This is a genomic window from Bacillus haimaensis, assembly GCF_048270625.1.
In the GTDB taxonomy this organism is placed as follows: domain Bacteria; phylum Bacillota; class Bacilli; order Bacillales; family Bacillaceae_I; genus Sutcliffiella_A; species Sutcliffiella_A haimaensis.
Genome location: NZ_CP158164.1, coordinates 1,715,541 through 1,738,671, shown reverse-complemented (window position 1 = coordinate 1,738,671; position 23,131 = coordinate 1,715,541). Strand labels below are relative to the sequence as shown.

General features: G+C 41.4%; 21 protein-coding genes. 4 read left to right on the top strand and 17 right to left on the bottom strand.

The window, feature by feature from the left end; genetic code table 11:
* Nucleotides 1-29 precede the first annotated feature (29 nt).
* Nucleotides 30-632, top strand: a complete 603-nt coding sequence (locus ABN702_RS08830) for a CBO0543 family protein (RefSeq protein WP_417900327.1) — start codon at nt 30-32, stop codon at nt 630-632.
* Between the two features lie 337 nt (nt 633-969).
* Here the strand turns inward: ABN702_RS08830 and ABN702_RS08825 are convergent, their stop codons facing one another.
* Nucleotides 970-3,561, bottom strand: coding sequence for a helicase-related protein (locus tag ABN702_RS08825; RefSeq protein ID WP_417900326.1), 2,592 nt, complete (start codon nt 3,559-3,561; stop codon nt 970-972).
* Nucleotides 3,562-3,603: 42 nt separating this feature from the next.
* On the bottom strand, nt 3,604-4,404 hold the full coding sequence (locus ABN702_RS08820; RefSeq protein WP_417900325.1) for a S1C family serine protease: 801 nt from the start codon (nt 4,402-4,404) through the stop codon (nt 3,604-3,606).
* Between the two features lie 199 nt (nt 4,405-4,603).
* Here ABN702_RS08820 and ABN702_RS08815 point away from each other — a divergent pair, with 199 nt between their 5' ends.
* On the top strand, nt 4,604-5,134 hold the full coding sequence (locus tag ABN702_RS08815) for a YceI family protein (protein ID WP_417900324.1): 531 nt from the start codon (nt 4,604-4,606) through the stop codon (nt 5,132-5,134).
* A gap of 63 nt (nt 5,135-5,197) precedes the next feature.
* On the opposite strand, the gene ABN702_RS08810 is transcribed toward ABN702_RS08815, so the two are convergent.
* From ABN702_RS08810 to ABN702_RS08795, 4 genes are all read right to left on the bottom strand, one after another.
* Nucleotides 5,198-5,635: an SRPBCC family protein gene (locus ABN702_RS08810; protein ID WP_417900323.1), complete on the bottom strand. Its 438-nt coding sequence runs from the start codon at nt 5,633-5,635 to the stop codon at nt 5,198-5,200.
* A 379-nt stretch (nt 5,636-6,014) separates the two neighbouring features.
* Complete coding sequence (locus ABN702_RS08805; RefSeq protein ID WP_417900322.1) at nt 6,015-6,686, bottom strand: GNAT family N-acetyltransferase; 672 nt, start codon at nt 6,684-6,686, stop codon at nt 6,015-6,017.
* A gap of 7 nt (nt 6,687-6,693) precedes the next feature.
* On the bottom strand, nt 6,694-7,377 hold the full coding sequence (locus ABN702_RS08800; protein WP_417900321.1) for a GNAT family N-acetyltransferase: 684 nt from the start codon (nt 7,375-7,377) through the stop codon (nt 6,694-6,696).
* Between the two features lie 11 nt (nt 7,378-7,388).
* Nucleotides 7,389-8,276, bottom strand: coding sequence for a carbon-nitrogen hydrolase family protein (locus ABN702_RS08795; protein WP_417900320.1), 888 nt, complete (start codon nt 8,274-8,276; stop codon nt 7,389-7,391).
* Nucleotides 8,277-8,644: 368 nt separating this feature from the next.
* Between ABN702_RS08795 and ABN702_RS08790 the strand changes: the two genes are divergently transcribed.
* Nucleotides 8,645-8,824 (top strand): hypothetical protein, encoded by a 180-nt coding sequence (locus ABN702_RS08790; RefSeq protein WP_417900319.1) that lies wholly within the window; start codon nt 8,645-8,647, stop codon nt 8,822-8,824.
* Between the two features lie 124 nt (nt 8,825-8,948).
* Here ABN702_RS08790 and ABN702_RS08785 read toward each other — a convergent pair whose 3' ends face one another.
* The 9 genes from ABN702_RS08785 to ABN702_RS08745 all read right to left on the bottom strand — a co-directional run bounded on the left by ABN702_RS08785 (nt 8,949) and on the right by ABN702_RS08745 (nt 20,486).
* Entirely contained in the window at nt 8,949-10,955 is a 2,007-nt protein-coding gene (locus ABN702_RS08785; protein WP_417900318.1) for a penicillin-binding transpeptidase domain-containing protein, read from the bottom strand.
* Between the two features lie 139 nt (nt 10,956-11,094).
* Nucleotides 11,095-11,721 carry a flavodoxin family protein gene (locus tag ABN702_RS08780; protein WP_417900317.1) on the bottom strand — a complete coding sequence of 209 codons (627 nt, stop codon included), beginning with the start codon at nt 11,719-11,721 and terminating at the stop codon, nt 11,095-11,097.
* Between the two features lie 118 nt (nt 11,722-11,839).
* Entirely contained in the window at nt 11,840-13,534 is a 1,695-nt protein-coding gene (locus ABN702_RS08775; protein WP_417900316.1) for a M3 family oligoendopeptidase, read from the bottom strand.
* Nucleotides 13,535-13,674: 140 nt separating this feature from the next.
* Nucleotides 13,675-14,685 carry an LLM class flavin-dependent oxidoreductase gene (locus ABN702_RS08770; RefSeq protein ID WP_417900315.1) on the bottom strand — a complete coding sequence of 337 codons (1,011 nt, stop codon included), beginning with the start codon at nt 14,683-14,685 and terminating at the stop codon, nt 13,675-13,677.
* A gap of 23 nt (nt 14,686-14,708) precedes the next feature.
* Nucleotides 14,709-15,878: a M20 family metallopeptidase gene (locus ABN702_RS08765; protein ID WP_417900314.1), complete on the bottom strand. Its 1,170-nt coding sequence runs from the start codon at nt 15,876-15,878 to the stop codon at nt 14,709-14,711.
* A 349-nt stretch (nt 15,879-16,227) separates the two neighbouring features.
* Complete coding sequence (locus ABN702_RS08760) at nt 16,228-17,451, bottom strand: NADH:flavin oxidoreductase/NADH oxidase family protein (protein ID WP_417900313.1); 1,224 nt, start codon at nt 17,449-17,451, stop codon at nt 16,228-16,230.
* Nucleotides 17,452-17,544: 93 nt separating this feature from the next.
* Complete coding sequence (locus ABN702_RS08755) at nt 17,545-17,637, bottom strand: YjcZ family sporulation protein (protein ID WP_386639443.1); 93 nt, start codon at nt 17,635-17,637, stop codon at nt 17,545-17,547.
* A 139-nt stretch (nt 17,638-17,776) separates the two neighbouring features.
* Nucleotides 17,777-19,009 (bottom strand): aminopeptidase, encoded by a 1,233-nt coding sequence (locus ABN702_RS08750; protein WP_417900312.1) that lies wholly within the window; start codon nt 19,007-19,009, stop codon nt 17,777-17,779.
* Nucleotides 19,010-19,199: 190 nt separating this feature from the next.
* Nucleotides 19,200-20,486, bottom strand: coding sequence for a hypothetical protein (locus ABN702_RS08745; RefSeq protein ID WP_417900311.1), 1,287 nt, complete (start codon nt 20,484-20,486; stop codon nt 19,200-19,202).
* A gap of 209 nt (nt 20,487-20,695) precedes the next feature.
* Between ABN702_RS08745 and ABN702_RS08740 the strand changes: the two genes are divergently transcribed.
* On the top strand, nt 20,696-21,451 hold the full coding sequence (locus ABN702_RS08740) for a helix-turn-helix domain-containing protein (protein ID WP_417900310.1): 756 nt from the start codon (nt 20,696-20,698) through the stop codon (nt 21,449-21,451).
* Between the two features lie 48 nt (nt 21,452-21,499).
* Here ABN702_RS08740 and dat read toward each other — a convergent pair whose 3' ends face one another.
* Nucleotides 21,500-22,354: a D-amino-acid transaminase gene (gene dat / locus ABN702_RS08735; RefSeq protein ID WP_417900309.1), complete on the bottom strand. Its 855-nt coding sequence runs from the start codon at nt 22,352-22,354 to the stop codon at nt 21,500-21,502.
* Nucleotides 22,355-22,369: 15 nt separating this feature from the next.
* On the bottom strand, nt 22,370-23,131 hold the full coding sequence (locus ABN702_RS08730) for an exodeoxyribonuclease III (RefSeq protein WP_417900308.1): 762 nt from the start codon (nt 23,129-23,131) through the stop codon (nt 22,370-22,372).

Genomic DNA, 23,131 nt, shown 5'->3' with positions numbered 1-23,131 from the left:
ATAAGAAAAAACAAAGAAGGAGACCTCTCATGACCAAAAATCAAATTGATATTATCAGTAGATTGAATACACAACAAAAAGAGGTTTCAAAAGGATGGATTGAATACTGGCAAGAATACTCCTTTTTCGATACCTGGCAATTTTGGATAAACCTATTATTTCTAGTCCTTCCTTTAATCATTCTTTGGTTCAAAATGGATCGAAGTAAGGCGTTTCATCTTGGTTTTTATGGTTTTGCGGTGCATATCATTTTCACCTATTTCGATACGGCACTGGTCAGGTATGGATTATTGACATATCCCTATCAGGCCATCCCCCTCGTTCCTGTCAATTTCGGCTTGGATGTTTCTTTGATTCCGGTGATTTTTATGCTTCTTTATCAATGGACTATGAAGTATAAAAAGAACTATTATCTTTATTCTCTTATGTTATCAGCATTTCTAGCCTTTGTTTTTAAGCCTATTCTCTTATTTTTAGATTTGATTATTTGGCATAAATGGGTAAACCCGTTTTATTTATTTCTGTTTTATATCGTAATATTTTGTCTTGCCAAATGGCTGACCAACCTTTTCCTCTCTTTTGAAAGGCAAAATGTAGATAAAAAAGGCTGGGACAAAACTAAAAAACGCTAACAAAAGACGAACAATATAGGTACCGGCTCTAAATACCGCTATTGATTTCCGTGCAAGACTTCGCTTTCCGCGGGTGACCCGTGAGCCTCCTCGGCTTCGCCTGCGGGGTCTCACATTGGCCACTTCTCCCGCAGGACAAGGAAGGCTTCGGCAGCGATACATCGCACGCAGAAAATGCTTGCATTTTCAAGGAGTCTTCGTCTTGCACTCCAATCAACCGTTGGTATAACCTAAAAACTCAACGAATACTTCGAAAAAAAGACCCGAACTAATTTGATTTTAAAATTCAAATTAGTTCGGGTTTTATTTAGACTAAAACACTTTTGTCCCAGCCTCTTTATTTTTCATTGCGGTTAGTTTTGAGGTTTTTATGCTTTCGGCGCATTTTTGAGAAATGGCAACGATCGCAAACTCCGTACTTAAAGTCATTAGAAAGCTTTTCTCCACAATTCCTGCATTGTTTGGTCAAAGTTTTTACGTCCGTTTTTAATCGTTCATGTACTTCATCGCTGAAGCTTTCGCGGACGCGCTCCCAATAGGTCGCTTCCGTCCTCCTATCCAGACGATATAAAAACAAAAGATGCAGCCCAACCGCCTTATAGGAAAGTTCTCCATCCTCCAGGCTTCCTTTTCTCATAAATGGCTCTGGCAGTTCCGTGCCATTTACGATTGCAAACATCGTTTCCTGCCACTGGTTCACCAATACCTGCTCTTTCGTTGAAAATGGGAGATGCAGAAATCCATAAAGGTCATTGACTGAAAGCCGGGCTTCAATTTCAGTATCTTTAATTGTTTCATATAAATACTGTTCTTCTGAAAGAGATGCTTTTTCGGTGCCTTCCGGACTTTCGAATTTCTCCCATAATTCAAAGAATGTGCCTAGCCTTCTGGAATATCTCTGAAATCTCTCCAAAACGGAACTTGTTGGAGCAATTGCAAAGGTGTGAACCTCTTGATCTTTTTTTTCAAGAAGCTGAGCCATTTCAGGAATATCATTCGTAAAAGCCACTTTCCCTATATTGTAGAGGCCTTTTCTTCCTGCCCTCCCTGCTATCTGTTTCACTTCCTGCGAAGTTAGACGCCTTCTTCTTATACCATCAAATTTATCATTTTGAAGAAATACAATTCTTCTGATTGGCAGGTTCAGTCCCATCCCGATTGCGTCTGTTGCAATGATGACGGTTGTATCCCCTTTTATGAAGTTTTGCATCTGCTTTTTCCTTGTCTCTGGCGGCATGCTCCCATATATCATACTGACGGAAAAACCTCTTTGCTGAAGCGAGGATGCTGTTTCCAATACTTTTTTTCTGGAAAAGCAAACAAGGGCATCTCCTTTCTTCGCATCAGACAGAGTGAAAATTCTGGACTCCACTTGCAGGGGAGTATCCCGACTATAACGGTGGACTTCCACATCAACCTCCCCCAGAAGCTGAAGAATCATGGCTTGCATATTATAGCTGCCAATGATGTGTACTTCCTTGGCATTGGCTTTTGTAATGGCCTTATACCAGGAAAACCCACGGTCCTTGTCTGCAATCATCTGAGCTTCATCAATTACTACCACTTCATAAAAATCCTTTTCGTGAAACATTTCAACCGTAGAAGAAATATGACTGGCTCCCGGTTCGATTTTTTCCTCTTCTCCTGTCTTCAGTGAACAGGGAATCCCGCCTGCATTCAGGACGTCATATACTTCGAGAGCCAAGAGACGGAGCGGAGCAAGATATAAACCACTTTCCGCTTCCTGCATTCTTTTAAGTGCCTGGTATGTTTTCCCTGTATTTGTTTCTCCGACGTGAAGAATATATCGAATATCCCTGTCTGCCGAAGGGATATATTCCCTGCCGAAAATATCGTCTAGCATTCGTTCTTCCTCTTGCTTTTTCCGCTCGATCTCCGCCAGTTCTGCTGCCTTTCTTTGCTCACGTTCCTGAACGTCCTCTTCATAAATTCTCTGATGGACTGACTTTTCGTAAGGAATAGGCACTAAAGCCAACAAATCAGAAACATATTCCTCCTGTACTTCTTCCATATAGCTATGAATGATTAAATGAAGGGCATTTGCCAACAATTTTCTGAGCTTTGACGGATTAACTCTCTCGCCCATTACATCTTCATATCTTTTTAAAATTTCTGTATCCAACTCTTTCAGGACCTTTTCAGGAATAACTCCGAACAGGAAATCCGTTATCCGCTTTTCATATTTAAAATAATACGTTTCATATTCGAAATAGCGTTCTCCGTAATGGTAGGTTTTGTGTACAGCTCCGGTCAGCTCTGTGAAAAAGGAAGCGACTGTGGAATAATCCTTCGGGTTGAAGGGTCCTGCCTCCAATAACAGCTCCTCGAGCTTATACGTATCAACCTCCTCAAACTTAATAGCTTCATGTAAATCGGTATCAAGTTTATCGGCAACAAAATTCCTTACAATCAGGTAGTATTCATGCTGGCTTTTTTCCACTATTTGATGGGCTTGGAGTTCCAAGGCATTGACAACCTCTTCCCGCTCAGACTGTGCCCGCTTTTCTTTGATCCTTTGTTCAAAATGGGTCCTTGCCTTCTTATATTGCTGTTCCCAAGCCAGAGAGTTTTCCTTTTCCAACCCTTTTACCCATTCCATGGCCGCAAAAGGCTGGTATTCACGCATTTCATTACGAAACAGCTGGTTAATAAGCTTTCTGTCTACCCCTTCCACCTCATAGCCTCGTTCACTTAGGAAAGCCTTTTTTTCTTTTCTGGCCACATCATTTGTCACTTTATTCAACCAAACATTTATCCATATTTGTTGAATATAATGGCTACGTTCTTCCAAATACTCCTGGAATGTCGGCAGCTCTTCTTTCGTTTCCAAAAATTGCTGAATGTCTTCCTGAATTTTATATTTTGTTTGATCTACAGCTATCGGATACAAGATATTTAATTGATTCATTGGAAGTCTCCTTTCTTGCCCAAGTATTTCAGAGACTGCATGTTAGTCTATGTCAAGTTCTTGGATGATATTTTCAATAGGTATGGCAAGTCCGAATCTTTGATTGTTCTTTGTTTTTTCTATACTTGCATAGACGACCCCAATCACCTCACCATCCTCATTTATCACGGGACTTCCACTATTGCCGGATTGAATGGGGGCATTCAAAAGTAGAACCGGTTTAGGAAGGCTACTTTGGTATAACCCTGCAGTCTCTCCTTCCATCACAATAAAAGAATGGGCAAGGGGATTGCCTATGATATAGATATGTTTGCCAATCTCTTCTTGATCAGTTGATTTATCTAAATCTAATGTTGGAAGGCTTTCACCTTCTATTTCCAGGAGGGCAAAATCATAATCCGGGTAGTCAGAGATAACTTTTGCTGAAAAAAGTTGGCCATCAGGGAAAGTAACCAAGATCGAATCCATCTCCTCAACAACATGAGAATTTGTAAGGATTTTTCCAGATGAGACAATGTTGAAACCTGTGCCTTTAATTCCATTCCCGTTTATCGAAACGACAGCCTTTTTCCATTCTTCTATCCTTTTATTATTTGATAATTCCTTTGATTTTAATAAAAATTGTATGGACGGGAGGTTAAATAGCTTCGGGAATATTCCCCAGACATTGACGGACAACACCAGGATAATGATTAGACTTATAAGTTTCATCAGTTTTTTCCTTTTCCTTGATGTTTCTTCTTTTCTTCTGATATCATCCTCATTCACCAAAAAATCTTCTAGAGGCGGTTCCTCATCATCCTGATTTCTTTCTATGTAATCTTCTTCTTCCTCTCTTTTCATCTGGTCACCCTCCTCCACGTTAAAGTGGCTAAGACTCAAACTATGCCAAATACAATATATTAACTATACACTTTTTTTGAAGTTAAATTAAGGAAAAACATTGTTGACAATTTATCCAACAGCGCATATAATTTATCTTGAAGTTATAAATCTTGAATTAAAGATAATTAAAACTGAGGGAAATTAGGAGGAATTATTAATGGCAAAAACAAATTGGAACGTAGACAAAGCACACAGTTCAGTGGATTTTTCTGTAAAACACATGATGTTCGCAACAGTCAAGGGGGCTTTTCAAGAATTTGACGCGACAATTGTGGCGGATCCTACTGATTTAACAACAGCGGATATAGAGTTTACGATAGATGTAGCGAGCATTGATACTCGCAACGGTGACCGCGACGCTCACTTGCGTTCTGCAGACTTCTTTGACGTTGAAAACCATCCGAAAATGACATTCAAATCAACAAACGTCGAAAAAACGGATGACAATGAATATAACATTACAGGTGATTTGACGCTTCGCGGTACAACAAAAGCAGAAACCTTTGCTGTTACTTTTGAAGGAACTGGATTAGATCCTTGGGGAAATGAAAAAGCAGGATTTGCTGTTTCAGGCAAACTCAAGCGCAGTGATTATGGTCTAACATGGAATGCACCACTAGAAGCTGGCGGCGTCCTTGTTGGTGACCAAATTAAAGTGGAACTTCAACTTCAAGCTGCTAAGGGCTAATTAATAGACAAGGGATAGAATAGGCTGCAAATTGCTGCCTATTCCATCCCTTTTTTTATATTATTACTCTTTTTCTAAAAGTGCTTTGATTTTTTTCAAATCTTTATTATTGGCTTTTCTCATCATAGTAGCCATAAAAGGTGCCAGGAGTTTTGAAAAACCTGAAGGTACTCCTCTATTACGCAAAGTCATTGTGGTTATATCTGTACCTTTTGTTTCCCATGTATAGGTTGTCTCCATAGGGAATGGACCCTCTGATGTTCTCATAACCAGCTTTTCTCCTCTAGTAAACTCTACTATTTCATAAATGTATGCAAGCTCCCTACCCAGAAATTTCGCTTTAAATGCTACCAAAGATCCTATTGTCAAGGGCTTTGGAGATTTCCACTCCACAGACTTAATATTGTCATACCATGTTGGAGCATTGTCTGGGTTGGATGCATAGTCAGCAACTTTATTCAATGGAGCATGAATATCAATATTAGTTATTACATCGACCATTAATGAATCCTCCTAATATCTCTTTACTATATGATGGCATAATAAAGAATGCTTGTCATTAATCGAATGATTCAATTCGTAATAAAGAAGTTAAAGTAGATGGAAAAGTAAAGTGAGGTATGTATTATTACAATTTAGTAGTTCACCCATCTAAAGCATACGAATGGGGTAGCTTAAAAAGAAATACTGGCGAATCTCTAACAGTTCAATCTTACACAAAACCCTTGGGACCTCCTATTGAAGTTCCCAAGGGCTCAAAAGTCTATATGCAAGATATCCAATTCTACGTCATATTTAATGGACCGCCGTTTACCAAACGGGACGTATGGTGGTGTGAGAGGTCGGGGGTTAGTCACCCCCTCCTACTCGATTATTCATATCAGATTGCCTTCAACATAATGGTTTCCGCATTCTCCAATTTCTCGATCATTTGTAACCATGCCTCTGGCTTATTTGGTAATACAGTATAGTAACGTTTTAGAAATGCCACAATTAAATCAGCTTCCAATGTTTCACTGTTTTCAGCCATAGTTAAGAAACACAGATCCAGTCCTTCGACAGCCTCTCCATCATTGTTCCATGAAGGATGAACGTAAGTGAAGTCCAACCGTCTATAGCCAAGGTGAGATAATACCTCCCTCCGTACATAAGGGTTCATGGATCTAACCCCACCAAATTCATAGGAGTCCACCTTGTAAGGGTCGTATATTTCCGCAAACATGCCACGGAGATCCTTTCCATTGTTTTTTGCTAATGCATGTAGGTCCTGCGTACGATTGTGGGCTAAAAATGACCCGATTCCAAGTCCGTCTTTCCCGATAATTGTAAAATCGGTCATAGCTACGTTGAAATCCTCATAATAACGGTATTCTGTAGCTCCAATTACTTGGTTATTTTCCACTGCGACAAATACTCGGATTCCAGGATCCTCCAGCGGTTCCTTCCATAGATCAAAATCCAATACCTCTTCACCAGGAAACACCTGCTGCATTAACTGATGCATCTGTTTAAATAAGGGATCTTCAATACTGGTTATTCTAACGTACTCCATTTTCTCTCTACTCCCAACACTCAAAATTATTTTTAAAAGGGTTTTTCCATTCCATTAATGCCCCATAATTGTGGGAATCTTCATCTTCAAGGTAGTTTTCTACAACCCTTACTGGTGAGCGGCCACAACGCAATAGGAAAGTAATGACAGGATCTTTTACTTCTCCCTTTATTACTGCATCCAGATATTGTTGTGCTGACATTTCATCAGCGTGTTTATGATAACCGGGCATTCTACCGCCACCTAGTAAGCGATCCACACCTAGTTGAATCACGACTTCATACATGGAAAGCATGAGCCATTTTCCAAGACCCAGTTTTCGATAGGCTGGACTGACACTGATATCTACAACATAAATGGTGTTTCCATCCGGATTATGGGTGCGGATATAGCCATTGTCTGTTATTTCTTCCCATGTATGATCAGGGCTGTCAGGGTCATAATCTACAAGTAGTCCTGTCATTGATCCTGCAATGTTACCATCTATTTCCACACATAATGCTCCTTCTGGAAACAAAGTGATATGATTACGAAGCTGTTCCTTGTTCCACCACAACTCAGATGGGAACGGTGGTGGAAAACTTTCCTGCTGGACGCGAATCAGATTGGAAAAGTCCTTCTCTTCGTAGTTTCGAATAATGGCCCTTACTGGTTTATCTTGATCAAAGACAAAAAACTCTTTTCGATACAACAATATCCCTCCTATAAAGATAAGGCTAAATTTTTCTTATTATTTTCCCAATCAGGATAAAGGTCGGTACGGCGGTCTCTCCAAGTGGTGACGGAGCCCTCTTCACGAACCTGGTAAAGAAGTTCCAAATCCAGGTCTGCAGTGACAATCATATCCTGATTGATTTCTCCCTCGACCAGTAATCCTTTAGGGGGAAATGGAATATCATTCGGTGTGATGACTGCAGCTTGGCCGTAATTTGCTCTCATGAAATCTACTGACGGGAGTGAACCTACTGTACCAGTTGTGACGACATATACCTGATTTTCGATGGTGCGTGCATGGCTGGAATAGCGAACTCGATGGAATCCATGCTGATCATCCGTACAGGATGGACAGAATATAATATCTGCACCTTTAGCCTTAGCCATTCGGACTATCTCAGGAAACTCTATGTCATAGCAGGTTAACATCGCAATGGTCCCTTTGTCTGTTTCGAACACCTCCAACCCTTCGCCAGGTGACATATTCCATTCTTTTACTTCAGTAGGTGTCATATGGAGTTTTGCTTGTTCTTCTACTCTTCCATCCGGATAAAATAGATGGGCTACATTGTAAAGTTTACTATTTTTTCTAACCACATGGGTACCACCAATGATATGAAGCTCATATTCTGTAGCCAAGTTAATAAATAGATTTCGATAGGATTCCGTAAAACCTGGCAGATCGTCAATGGTTAACGCAATTCCGCTTTCATCACCTATCGACATTAATTGTGTGGTGAAAAATTCAGGAAAAAGGACAAAATCAGCATTATATTCCTGAGCTGTCTTAACATAATGACGCACCTGATCTTCAAATTCCTGAAAAGATCTGATTGTCTTCAATTGATATTGAACCGCTGATACTCTTAATTTCATATCGCATCCCCTCTCTAGCATCATTTATATGATAAATTTCATTTTTTGTAGTAAGCTATGATGTTTCAAATGATATTATTAATTATTATTAATAAATTAACAAGTACGCACATTAAATATACATAGTGTTAAAAAGTATACTGATTGTGTAGTCGGCCATAACAGACATGGAATCTGGACAAAAAAACTATTGTTTCATATGCTATGATTACTAAATCGATTCATTTTTGAAACTCTTACGGTGACAGGAATCTGATGCGAGGATATAATATATTGGGTAAAAGTACAAACTTGTACTTACTATTTTGTTCAAAGGATTGTTACTAATTCATAAAGAACTTGAAAGATAATCAAAAGAGGTGGAAAAAATGAATATTGCAATAATACTTGTAATCTTCATTGGGGTTGCATCCCTGTTTGTCACACTTGCTTTGGCAGGGAAGAATGATGAAAACTACAGTGGATCAACCAAAGGAAACATATTTCGCTTAACATGGATATATGTAGGACTTGCAGTGGTGCTTTTAGGAGGAATTGCATTTATATAGGTATTAAGATGAGCAGGTAGATGTACTTGCTGCTTTTTTCTTTTTCACTTTGTTCGAGTATAAAAGCCCTCCCTATTGTCAAGCTTTGACTTTGGGGAGAGCTTTCTAATGAAACTAATAATTATTATTGTGAAACTCTAAGTGCTTCATAGAACCGTTTTGTCATTTCGACTGTATAGGTGCTTCCCCTCGGTTCCTTCGCTTCGACACCTTCTATCATCATGGCAGTAAGCATGGTAGGGTCCTGCTGGTCATAGGAGACAAACCATCCATTTTCCGTGCCGGTTGTTCCCTGTTCCATTTTTATTTCGGCGGTACCGGTTTTACCAGCCATTTCCCTGCCCGAAATATTTGCTTTCTGTGAGCTGCCTTCTGAGACAATCTTGCGAAGACTTGTTTGCAGTAGTTTCGCTTGTTCTTGTGATACTATATTCTCTTTCCAGACCTTTACCGGTTCTTCCTCCAATAATAGCGGCTGCATCATGTTACCGTTATTGATGACACCGCCATAGATGCTTGCAAGATGGACGATATTCAGTAGAAACTCCCCTTGGCCATAGGCGGTATCAGCCAGAAGAATTTCACGATCTAGCGCTCCGTAGTTGGAAATCTGGGATTTTACAGTTGGATAGGTGAATGGAAGAGCTTCACCCACTCCTAAATTCTCTAGGCCTTCCATGAATTTCTCGGGACCCATCTCAAGCCCTACTCTTGCAAAATAAATGTTATCAGAGAATTTCAAGGCACTTTCCAAATCTACATTTTTATCGTTCTCATGGTATCTGACGACTTTGTAATCTCCCCAGGATTCGTCCTTTTTCCATTCCTTCGAATTGATTTCGTATGCCAGGGTAGGGTCCAATGTACCGTTTGCCAATCCAATCACAGAAGTTAACAGTTTCATGGTGGAGCCTGGTGAATACGTGTAGGAAAAGCGATTTATTGTCGGTTGTTCAGGGTTGTTTTCAAGTGATTGCCTCTGTTCAGTAGTTAGACCCCATACATAATCATTGGGGTTGAATGTAGGCAAGCTGACAAGGCTTCTTACTTTACCCGTAGTTGGATCTAGTACAGTTGCAGTTCCTCTTTCTTCTTTTAACGTTTCAAAAAGTGTCTGCTGCATATTGCCGTTAATTGTCAATTGAATGGTCTCCCCGTTCTGAGAAGCTGTTTCCACAATATCAAGGGTACTTCCATCCTCTTTTTCCAAGTAGATTTTCTGCCCGTTCTGTGCTCTAAGACGATCTTCTAGCAATTGTTCAAGGCCCCGCTTCCCGACTTTGTCACCAGGTGCATAACCTTCAAGCGTTTCCAGATCTTCTGCAGTCACTTCCCCGATATAGCCGATCAAGTGCGCAGCCGCTTTACCATATGGGTAAATTCTTTCATTCACTCTTGTTACGGTTACACCTTCTATCTCATCCGCCTTCCTTACAACTTCCTCATCTTCAAGAAGGAATTTCTTTACTGGCATGTCGTAGTCTGGCTGAGCCCAGCTTAGGGTGTATAGTGATTTGATGTATGCTTCATCCATATTGATTATTCCGGCCAAAAGGGATAAAGATTTCTCTTCTTCAAATTGACCAGGAACTACGCCCACCTGGAACACTTCTCCATTAAGTGCCATTGGATTCCCTTCGCTATCAAGAATCTCCCCTCTTTCGGCAGTAGTGGAATCGATGCGAACCTTGTCTGTCAATTCGAGATCCGGCAATATAAAACTCAGGTCCCATTGAATGGTCCAAGTGTCCTCTTCCTCTTCCTTGATGACCTTTTCCATCACAAAATCCTTTTCATACTCGATCTTTCCAGCGAAGGTATCAAAGGAGAGCTTCCCAGGGATGGTAACGGAGTTTTCCTCCTCCCACGTTTGATCCTTATCCAGTACTTCTATGGTCAGATTATCAATCTCCAGATCTCCGTAAAGCTTCTCATACCTTTCCAAAAAAACGTCATAAGTGAAAGTCTCTTTAGTAGAAGCGGTTAAATATGTATCATACATTTTTTGATAATCAGCTTCTTTCCATGTAACTATGTATTCATCCAACACGTCATATGGGCTGACCTTTTTCTCCTCCTGGCATCCGCTTAGCAGTAACACAAAGAACAAGGCAAAAACTACTTTTTTCAAATCCTTTTCCTCCTCAGCTGTATCCCATAAACTTCTAATCTAGGAAAATATGTTATATTCTAAGGATACAGGAATTACCACTTTTGTTAAAGTCAAAAGAAAAAGCCTGGATAGAATCTAAGCTTTCATGTTCCAAGTATCAACTTTTTATTATGTTTCCTTCAGCAGGTATCGGATTTTCTTTTAGTGTCCGAGCAAAATGAACTAAATTGTAAGCCATCGTTTTCGCATGTTGCATTGTAAAGTCATTTTTATACCCTTCTGCTTCTATATATGAAGCACCAGGTCCTGCCTCACCAACCCAGTATGTATCTACATTTGGTGGGATGGTAAACCCGCAATGGGTAAGGCCGTAGAGTACAGAGCTTGCCGCATGTTTGGCACCATCCTCGTTTCCTGTCACAACCACACCAGCTACCTTATTGTAGTAAATACTTTGACCCTTTTCATTTGTCAAACTGCTTCCTCCGTAAATCCGTTTCATCGCCAGTGTTGTGATGCTGCTTTTTTCCCCTATCCAAAGAGGTGTACCAATCACTAGAATATCGGCTGCTTTGATTTTTTCTAGAATTAAAGGCCAGTCATCCCCTTCCCCCTCATCCTCGGATATTCCGAATTTAATATTGTAGTCAGCCAATCTTAATGTTTCGGACTGAACATTCTCCTTTTCAAAATGAGTGATTACTTCGTTCATCAAGCTTTCAGTGTTTGAAGTTTCCTCTCTCGTTTTAAGGCTCCCATTTAGAAACAGTGCTTTTAAAGTCATAGCCATCCTCCAATTCTTATCGTTTATCTATTTATCTACCCTATTTAATAGATTAATAACAAAAAAAGGGATACCCCTATGCCTGTTGATTTTAGGCAAGGGGGTATCCCTTTAGAAATTATAGTTCTTTATCATTAATCCCATCCAAGTAAACCTCTATTTCCTGGATGACGGAATTAACACAACCATCTTCAAACGGTGAAATTAATTTTGCTTCTTTTACAAGGTCTGTAAAGGATTTGCTGCCACCTTGCTTGCATAGATGCAAATAATCTTCCCACGCCGCCGCATGGTCTTCCTGTGCTTTTTTCCAGAACTGTAACGCACATATTTGAGCCAACGTATAGTCGATATAGTAGAAAGGAGATCGATAGATATGACCTTGCTGGTGCCAGAACCCTCCCTCTTCCAAGAATTCATTTCCGTCATAGTCAATATGAGGAAGGTACTTTTTCTCGATTTCACGCCAAGCTTTATTGCGTTCCTTAGGAGTTGCTTCCGGATTGGCATATACATAGTGCTGAAATTCATCCACAGCCACTCCGTAAGGAATAAAAAGAACGGCCTCACTTAGATGAGAAAACTTATACTTGTCGGTATCCTCTTCGAAGAAAAGATTCATCCATGGCCATGCAAAAAACTCCATGCTCATCGAGTGGATTTCACAAGCTTCCAATGTCGGGAACCCATACTCAGGCACTGCGAATCCACGGCTTTCAAACACTTGGAAGGCATGACCCACTTCATGCTTCAATACACGTACATCTCCCTTTGTCCCATTGAAATTTGCGAAAATGTACGGAGACTTGAACTTGCTTATGTACGTACAATATCCGCCGCCCGCTTTTCCTGTTTTGCTAAGTAGATCCATCAGATCGTTGCTCAGCATAAAGTTATAGAATTCATTTGTTTCAGGGGACATCTCTTTGTACATTTGAATGCCCTGCTTGACAATCCATTCTGCGTCACCTTTTGGATCGGGGTTTCCTGATTTGAAACTGAAACTATTATCATAATATTTCAGAGAGTCCACACCAATCCGTTCCTGCTGCTTGTTCATAAGTTTAGTAGCCAAAGGTACGATATATTCCTTTACTTGGTCACGGAATTTTTTAACCATATCGGCATTGTAATCTGTCCTGCTAAGTCGAGCATAGGCAAGATCGGTAAAAGAATCAAAGCCCAGTTTTTTCGCTATCCTGGTTCTGACCTTCACCAGACTATCGTAAAGCGTATCCAATGTATCGGCTTGCTCGCTAAAAAATCGGTATTTAGCTTCATTGGACTTTTTACGGATTTCTCTGTCTTTTGATTGAAGATATGGTGCAAGCTGAGAAAGGTTTCTCTCTTCACCTTCGATTTGAATTTTCGCAGCCGCAAGTAATTTTACATACTCACTCACCAGCTTATTTTCTTCCTGAAGGTCTTCAAGTACTTCAGGTGAAAAAGTTTTCAATTCACTGTCCGCAAGTGAAAACAGCTGACTTCCCCATTTTTCCTCAAGCTCGGTCCGATACTGGGATGTGGTAAGCGCTTCATAGTATTTTGTAATCAGCCCTTTATAGGAAGGACCTGCTACATCGAAATAATTTTTTTCTTCTTGATAAAATTCATCAGCCGTATCAACAGTATGACGGATTTGAACAAGCTGTCTCATGGATTCGAACTCAGAGCGCAACTCATTAATTTCCGCCATCACCTGATCCTGGACCTTGAAGGATTCAGCCCCCTGAAATTTCTCCAAAAGTTCATTAAAGTCTTTTTCGACCTCTGCCATATCTGGTCGTTGATATTGATATTCGTGGAATTGCATGTTAAAACTCCCCCTTTTATCGGTGTTTCTCTAAATATTTCGACAAAAGATGCAGATATCCCTTCCGAATTCTCTCATTAATTTCGAAAAGCGAAACAAAAAAGAGCGGCTTATGATTCAGCCACTCTTCTAATCAATCTTTACTTATTCCAAACCTCTGCAAGAATTTCAAAAGATCTTAACCGGGCCTGGTGATCGTAGACACTTGTATTGACAATGATTTCGTCGGCTTTTGTTTCCTCCAGGATTTTCTGTAATTTATTCTTTACTGTCTCACCGCTACCTGTAACAGTATATCGCAGCTGCTGCTTGACAATCTGCTGTTCGTACGGGCTCCATAAAGTGTTGATATCTTCTACTGGAGCTTTCATTTTACCAGGATTTCCACGAATCAGATTCAAAAATTGCTGTTGGAGAGAGGTTGCAAGAAACTCGGCCTCCTCATCGCTTTCCGCTGCTATCACATTAACACCAATCATGGCGTATGGCTGGTTAAGCGCATCGGATGGCTTGAAACGGCTGCGATACAGCTCCAAAGCCGGTAATGTATAATCCGGTGAAAAGTGGCTGGCAAATGCAAATGGCAAACCAAGTTCAGCCGACAGTTTCGCACTAAATCCACTGGAGCCTAACAGCCATATAGGAATATTCAACCCTTCACCAGGCACTGCCCGAACCTTGGTTGTACCGTCCGGGTGGAAATAAGAACGCAGTTCCGCGAGCTGCTGAGGAAAATGCTCTCCACCACTGCTTCTGTCTCTTCGAAGGGCAGCCGCCGTAAGCTGGTCGCTACCGGGTGCTCTTCCTAGTCCTAAATCTATGCGGCCCGGATAGAGGGTCTCCAATGTTCCGAACTGCTCTGCGATAATAAGAGGTGCGTGGTTCGGCAGCATGATCCCTCCCGAACCTACGCGTATCGTAGTTGTTGCACCAGCAATATGGCCAATGATAACTGAAGTAGCTGAGCTGGCAATACCGGTCATATTATGGTGCTCGGCCAGCCAATATCTATTATATCCTAGCTTTTCTGCATGTCGTGCAAGCTCCACGCTATTCTGGAAGGATTGTCCGGCGTCGCTTCCTTCCACAATTGGAGCCAAATCTAGTACGGAAAGCGGTATCTGATTGGATGTTTGTAGATTGTCATTCATAGTAGAACAAACTCCTTCCAAACTTACTTGTTTATCGTAGAAAATTCCTCTTTAATTCTATTTAATAGTTCTGGTTCTGTAAGGATTTGCAAAGCTGTTAGTGCCATCGCTTTTGCCCCGAGCATCATTGCCTCTTTACCTTGCTCACTTAACGCTGCATCCCTGAATTCCACTGTGTGGCAACTAAATAGCTCGTTACAGATTTTAATATATGGATGAATGGAAGGTACAACAAGGCTGACATTTCCCATATCCAATGAACCTGACCCATCTCTTGATTCTGTTATGTCATTGGTGGGTACTCCCAACTCAATAAGTGAGGAGGTAAAAGCTTCGGAGAGGGATTCATTTGTCACCATATTGTCATAGGACAGTTCATAGTTAGAAATTTTCATCGTTGCCCCAGTCATAAGCGAGGCACCTTCTGCTATAGCTTTTATCTTTTCCACCAATTCATTGACATAGCTCCTGGTTTGAGCTCGGACATAGAACTGGGCGACCGCATAATCAGGAACTACATTAGCCGCTTTACCGCCTTCTGGAATAATACCGTGAATTCTCGTATCAGATGTGACATGCTGCCTTAAGGCATTGATACCATTAAAGGTCTGAATGACGGCATCCAAGGCATTGATCCCTTTTTCAGGATTTGCAGCTGCATGAGCCGGCTTACCAAAGAACTCAAATTGTATGGCATCCATTGCCAATGAAGAGCCGCTTTTCACATAGGAATGCAATGGATGGACCATCATCGCTACGTCAAGGTGATCAAATACCCCCTGTTCCGCCATGGTGACTTTCCCGCCTTTTGTTTCCTCGGCAGGTGTGCCGTACACCACAACTTTCCCTCCGGTTTCCGTTATTATCTTGCTGATCGCAATGCCAGCAGCAATACCCATGGTTCCAATCAGATTATGCCCACATGCATGACCTATCTCAGGTAGGGCGTCATACTCACTCATGATTCCGATTGCCGGGCCTGGTGCTCCGCTATCAAATACTGCCTCAAATGCTGTAGGCAGGTCACATATTCCCATTTTCACCGAAAACCCATGCTCCAAGAGTTTATCTGCAAGCAGCTTGGAAGATTTGAATTCTTCATGCCCAAGCTCCGGGTTCTCTCCAATCCTGGTGCTTATATCATAAAATTGTTCCCGTAATGCATCTAGAGTATCTATTAGAATCTGTTTCATATGTGGTCCCCTTTGCCGTTTATATGTAAGAGAATGATTTAGAAAACATCTTATCATGAACTTATTTTTTCGGATAATAATCTGCTTGCAAAAAAAAATAACGACACTTCATTATTTAAAGTACCGTTTGGTTATAGGCTCTGTTGAACACCGCTGTTGATTTCCGCACTAGGCGCAGCGACCCAAGGAGCGCTGGTGGAGCCTCCTCGGCCGCGCCTGTGGGGTCTCCACTCTAGCGCTATCTCCCGCAGGAGTCTTCGCCTATTGCTCCAATCAACAGCTAGTGACCTTTAAAATCAACCCTATTCATTAACACAACCTTTTTATAACATATATGAATCCCATCACCTTAAACTCTCCTCATTTGGAAAACATCCATCCCATTTTTAAAGATGGATCGGATCAGTGCCAGTTTTGGAGAAAGTTTTTCATTTGGTGTTTTCCCAGCGGCAATTCTTTCAAGTTGCATACTATACCATGTCAATTCCAGCATGGCAGTTTTGTCTATCCATTTGATTCCTGTTTTTCTTGGTGCCAATTGAACCTGCTTTCTGGATCCTGCAATTAATTCATTTGGAAGGCTTGGATAGACAGCCATCGGACGGGCAAGCCCTATCATATCGGCATCCCTTGTCTGTAGCGCATCCAACATACCCCTTCTTGTTCTGAATCCACCTGTTACCACGATTGGTGCTTTGGAAATTTTTATGGCCTCAGCAGCAAAATCCAAAAAATAAGCTTCACGTTTTAGAGTGCTTTGCTTCATATTGCTTCCAGTCATCCTCGGATTCTCATAGGAACCTCCAGACACTTCGATCAAGTCTATTCCAAGTTCATTCAATCGTTTAATGACCATCATTGAATCTTCTTCCGTGAAGCCTGCTTTCATGAAATCAGCAGAATTCAACTTTACAGAGATGGGGAACCCGTCCCCCACTTTTCGTCTGATGCTACTGTATATTTCTTCAAGAAATCTCATGCGATTTTGAATGGATCCACCCCATTGGTCCTTTCTCCTATTATGCCGGTTTGAAAGGAATTGACTGATCAGATATCCGTGTGCAGCGTGAATCTGTACACCGTTAAATCCTGCTGTTTTTGCTACACCTGCAGTAGCACCAAAACGTCGGATGATATCCTGTATCTCGTTTTCTGTGAGTTCTCTTGCTATGGGAAAATACCTTTGAAGAGAGGGTTCGAATTCCACTTTTGATGGAGCAACCGCCTCTTTCACAATCCCTTTGAATACTTGCTTTCCGGGATGGTTGATTTGCATCCAAAGCTGTGTGTTGTTTTGGGTACCTGAAGATGCCCAACTTTTTAGAAGTTCCAGGTCCTGTTCATCTTCAATAACAACATTTCTAGGTTCACCCAGTGCCCGTCGGTCAACCATGACATTCCCCGTAACCACAATTCCCGCTCCGCCTTTGGCCCAAGCTTCATAAAGCCGCACCAGTTTCTCGGTAGGCCTATTCCGTTCATCCGCCAAGCCTTCACTCATGGCCGCTTTGAAAAATCTATTTTTGATAATTGTGCCATTTGGCAATTCAAATGCATCTTCGAAACGGGTCATAATTACTCCCCTTTACTTGTTTAATAGCATGTCCCACCGGATACTTGAAAAAATGGCCGGACGATTGACCAACCATTTCAGGACACCCACTTATTATCTTAAAGCCCCAGCTCCTGCGATAATAAGGATGATGAAAAGAACAACGATCAATGCAAATCCGCCGCCGTATCCGCCTCCACCTGACATGAAATTCCCTCCTCCACGTAAACTACTATACACAATATGCATAGGCCTTGTACTTGGTATGGGCAGGCAGGTTTATGATGAAAAGAAAAAAGGCACTACTTTTGTGTAGTACCTATAATCTAAGGATGAGTTATGTTAATTATTCCGCCCAATTTCCATTTCTGAAAAGCGGAACACGTTCGCCATCTTTTGTAATACCGTCAATATCCATTTCCTTTGTACCGATCATGAAGTCGACGTGGGTAATACTTGAATTTGCCCCAGCTGCCTTAAGCTCTTCTTCGCTCATTTCTTTTCCGCCCTCAAGAGCGAATGCGTAGGCATTTCCGATAGCCAAGTGATGGGAGGCATTTTCATCGAATAGCGTATTGTAAAATATCAGATTTGTATTTGAGATAGGTGAATCATGTGGAACAAGCGCAACCTCACCTAGATAATGAGAGCCTTCATCCGTATCCACCAGCTTCTGAAGTGTTTCATACCCTTCTTCGGCCTCGATTCCCACGATACGGCCATTTTCGAATTTAAGTATAAAGTTTTCAATAAGATTTCCACCATAGTTTAAAGGCTTGGAGCTCCTTACTGTTCCATTCACCCCTGTTTTGAGGGGGGTAGTAAATACTTCTTCTGTTGGCATGTTCGCAATGAATGTATGTCCTTTTTCATTAATGCTTTCAGGACCGATCCATTCATGTTTTTCAGGCAGTTCAATTGTAAGATCTGTTCCCTCTGCCTGATAATGCAATGCCTTGAATTTATGCCCATTAAGGAAATCCACTTTTTGACTTAGCTTGGTTTTATGGTCATTCCAAGCTTTTACAGGGTCCTCCAGGTTGGCTCTGGTCGCATGGAAAATCGCTTCCCATAACTTCTCCTCTTGTTCTTTTTCCTCAAGCTCAGGAAATACCTTCGCAGCCCATCCCTTGGACGGCACGGCTACGATGGACCAACTTACTTTATCGGACATCGTGTATTTACGGGACTTTTTTGTTGCTTCTCCGGCTGCCTTTTGAAGGTTTGCGATTTTCTGGGAATCGACACCTTTCAAAAGATCTGGATTAAGAGACGTGATTGCCAACAGCGCAGCCCCTTCTTCATAGGCTTTTTCCATCATCTCGGCTTTCCAGGTCGGGAAATATTCAAAAGACTCATTACGTGCGACGTCATAGCGGATTCTAGTCACCGCTTCGTCGCTCCACTCCACTTGAACAAGCTTTGCGCCAGCTTCGTATGCTTTCTTTGCCACTAATCTCACATATGGTGCTGCAGCGATGTCAGCGTTTACAATCAAGGTCTGGCCCGGCTGTACATTTACTCCTACCTTTACGGCCAATTCTGCATATTTTTCCATTGTCTGTTCTAAATTGCCCATTATGTATTCCTCCTTCATTTCTCTATCTTCTGATGGTAATATTTCAAAACAGATAATTAAAAATCCTGCTTTGGTATGTGAATTAAATTGGTGCCCTGTCCAAAAAGTATCATTTTAGAAGGTGTTTGTCCAATATATTGGATAAAATTTCATGAAAAAAACCGATGATCCACTCATCGGTTTCTTGTAATTATTTAACTTTTGCCACACTGCTCACTTTAGGCAGCCGGTCGCTAAAGAACTTCATCCCATGCTTGAAACCTGCAAGACCGTACAGCATCGAGCTCCAGTCTATCAATGTAACCTTAGTTGGATACCAGCGATTCGGTTGCTCAAGATGCCACCAGGAAATTCGGTGTAATCCATATTTATAGGCTGCCCGTAATTTCGCTTCATCTTCCTTATCCTCGTCATTTGTATAGACATCGTATGGAATATGCAAGGAATATTGTGCATACAGGTCATAGATCCCCGCAGGATAAACAGGCAGATATCCCCCTATGATATAGGATGATGCAATATCATGCGGCGCATTGTTGATTTTATCAGCGTGATAACCGCCAAATAGGCCATCATTCGGACCTGCGCCATAGCCCCAGATATAGGAAGGTACATCCTCCAGCTCTTTCCATTTGAATCTGTCAGCTAAACATGCATTTTTATAATATTCTAGATAGGTCGGGCTTTCTGCGTACTCTGGTACAAGGAAGAATGGAAATTGCTGAACAAAGGAAGACAAGAATGTTCCAGGACGGTCATTTAAAACGGAAAGTCCACGGAAATCCTCCTGTGGAAGCTGAGAAATCCTGTTTTCAGCAAAATTATTGTTCCAAAGGGCTTGAATGTCTTCGTTTTCTGGTTGTCCAAGCATCGCCAAGTACGAAACCATGACATATTCATTATAGGCTGGTAGTGGTGCGATACCTTCTCCGTCTTTCGCGATCATGTTGATGACACCTGTTTCCTTGTCAGCAACGACGATGCTCCAGTCGATGGACTTTAGGAGTTTATGGGCCATTTCCAAGATTTCCGGATGTCGATCATGGAAGTGATGTCCTGCGAATAATGCACCGGTAATAAGAAGGGTCGAATCGATTGTCGAGTACTCGGAATTCAGATTCTCCCCTGTTTCCATGTCTACAAAGTGCGCATAGAAGCCGGTCTTGTCTTCTCTTGCAACCTGGCATCCTTCAATTTCACCTGAAACTCCACGAAGCGTAACGATCGCTTTTTCAGCAGCCTTTTCGTCCCAGCCTTCCTTATCTGCCACACATAAACTGATCAGCCCTACACCAGTTGCCGCAATGGAACAGCGGAAATCCGGATTTTCATCAAATGAGAAGTAAGCATCGGCATATAGACCTGTTCGAGGATTGCGGGATGCTTCAAAAAGAAGATAGGAATCCTTATATTGTCGATCAAAGAATGTCTTCACTTTTGCTGGCAGATTTTTATACATGTCTGTTGTCGTATTCATTTTTTGTACCCCTTTCCTGGTAACAATAATTCCACAATTTTGAATATTTCATTGTGTGCATGAGTTTTATGTAAATTGCAAGTTAATCACCATCTAGTCCATGGACTAGGATGATGTTATAGTTATCATATATGAAAGCGTATAAAATCGAAATGGACAAAACGATTTTTTTTGGACGATTCATCAATTTTTTTGAGGGGATTGGCAGTATGATCGATATTAGTGGGGTATTTCATGACGTAGAACCAAGTTGGAGCGTAAATAGTGATAGAGGGTGCTCCACCCTGGTTTTTGTGACAGATGGTATTGTGAACTACTTTGTTGAAGGCAAAAAAATACCATTGCAAAAGGGCGAACTCTTATATATACCGGCAGAGCTTGAACGTTCCTGGAGCAATGCGGCAGACACTACGCATAAGAAATATACGGTAGTCTTTTTAAATGAAATTCATTCACCATTATTTTCCGACAATCATGAAGAACTTATTCGTTTCAGGCCAAGAAAAGCAGCGTACTACGAACAGCGACTTACATTCCTCTATGTACAATGGCTTAGCCAAAGAAGCTTTTATAAAGAGATGTCACAAAATATCCTGTCGGAGATTCTTATTCTGATTGCTCAGGAAAAGGAAGAATGGCATACCTCGCCAATTAAGGAAAAAGCGGTGAGGAAAATACAGGAATATATCCTATATAACTATCGCAGGAATATTACAATCGAGGAACTTGCAGAGCTTGCCGGTGTGACGAGCAATTATGTGACGGTCTTATTCAAAGAGGTACTTGGGGTCACCCCTATCCAGTATTTACATCAGACAAGAATCAATACGGCATGGAATCTGTTGCATAATACAGGTATGTCTGTGCGTGAAGTGTCCGAGTATCTAGGGTATTGTGATCAATCCTATTTTAACAGGATGTTCAAGAAATGGATGGGAATGGCTCCAACGCATATAAGAGTATAAAAAGGGAGTGTTCATTAATCTGGATGAACACTCCCTTCATCTATGTTTTCACCCGACAACTGAAGATGTTTCATTCTTCACTGTCATGGAGAAAGCTTGCTGAATTTTTCTAGTCAAGCTTCCCGGGCTGCCATTGTTAATGGCTTTCCCATCGATGGAAATGACCGGTACCACTTCACTGGTCGTGGATGTGACAAAAACTTCATCCGCCTCCATCAGTTCAAGAGTTGAGAATGACTGTTCTTTGTAGGTCCATCCGTTTTCCTCATAGACTTCCAGAAGCTTCTGCCTTGTAATGCCATTCAAGATGAGATTGGTTGCAGGATGAGTGTAGATGATGCCATCCTTGATGATAAATACATTGGAAGATGTTCCTTCCGTCACCACACCATCCCTTATTAATATCGCTTCAAAAGCACCCTGCTCATAGGCTTTTTGCTTGATCATGACGTTGTAGAGCAGGTTCAGGCTTTTTATATCACAGCGGAGCCAGCGCAGATCCTGTTCAGTTATGGCTGTAACCCCAGTTGATCTTGTTTCTGACATTTCCTTGTAAGGTAAAGGGTATGCTACCAATTTCGATGCTATATCCTTTTGATATTGATGCGTCCTTGGTGCCACACCTCTCGTGACCTGAAGATATAGTCCGCCCTTTTTCATATCATTGTCCTTGATAAGCTTACGGATATCATTTTTTAGATGATCAGACTCGAAATTGATGGAAATTCCTATTTCCTTTGCACTCCGGTAAAGCCTTACGATATGTTCATCTAAAGTGAAAGGAACACCATCATAGACATTGATCACCTCATAGACACCGTCCCCGAATTGATAGCCTCTGTCTTCCATATCCACCTTCACTGCCGATCTTGCAACAATCTCTCCATCCACAAGAACTTTCATGCGAACCCCTCCTATTTATATTAAGTGTAAAGCGACAGGACAATGATCGCTTCCATAGATTTGGCAATGAATCTCTGCATCTTTAAGTCTCGTTTGAAGCCGTTCTGATGCAAGGAAATAGTCAATCCGCCAGCCGATATTACGCTCTCGGACTTTGTTCATGTAGGACCACCATGTATAGCTGTCTTTATGCTCAGGGTAAAAATGACGGAAGGTGTCAATGAAGCCGGAACCAAGCATTCTGGTCATCTTTCCCCGTTCTTCCAAAGTGAAACCTGAATTATTCTGGTTTGACTTTGGATTTTTTAAATCTATCTCGGTATGTGCAACATTCAAGTCGCCACATACAATGACAGCTTTCAACTTATCCAACGTTTGAATATAATCATGGAACCTGTCTTCCCAGTCCAAACGAAAATCAAGACGAGCAAGATCCCTCTGTGAATTGGGGGTGTAGACATTCACGAGGTAGAACTCATCATATTCGAGGGTGATAATCCTTCCTTCCGGTTCCCGTTCTTCGCTATTTTCCATATCCAGACCATATGTAACGTGAAGAGGCTTTACTTTTGAAAATACTGCAGTACCTGAATAACCCTTTTTTAAAGCATAATTCCAAAATTGATGGTACCCCGGCAGGTTAAGCTCAATCTGCCCCTCCTGCAGCTTCGTTTCCTGAATACAGAAGATGTCTGCATCCATCTCATGGAAGTATTCCATAAAGCCTTTCTTTACGCATGCTCGTATTCCGTTGACGTTCCAAGATATCAATTTCAT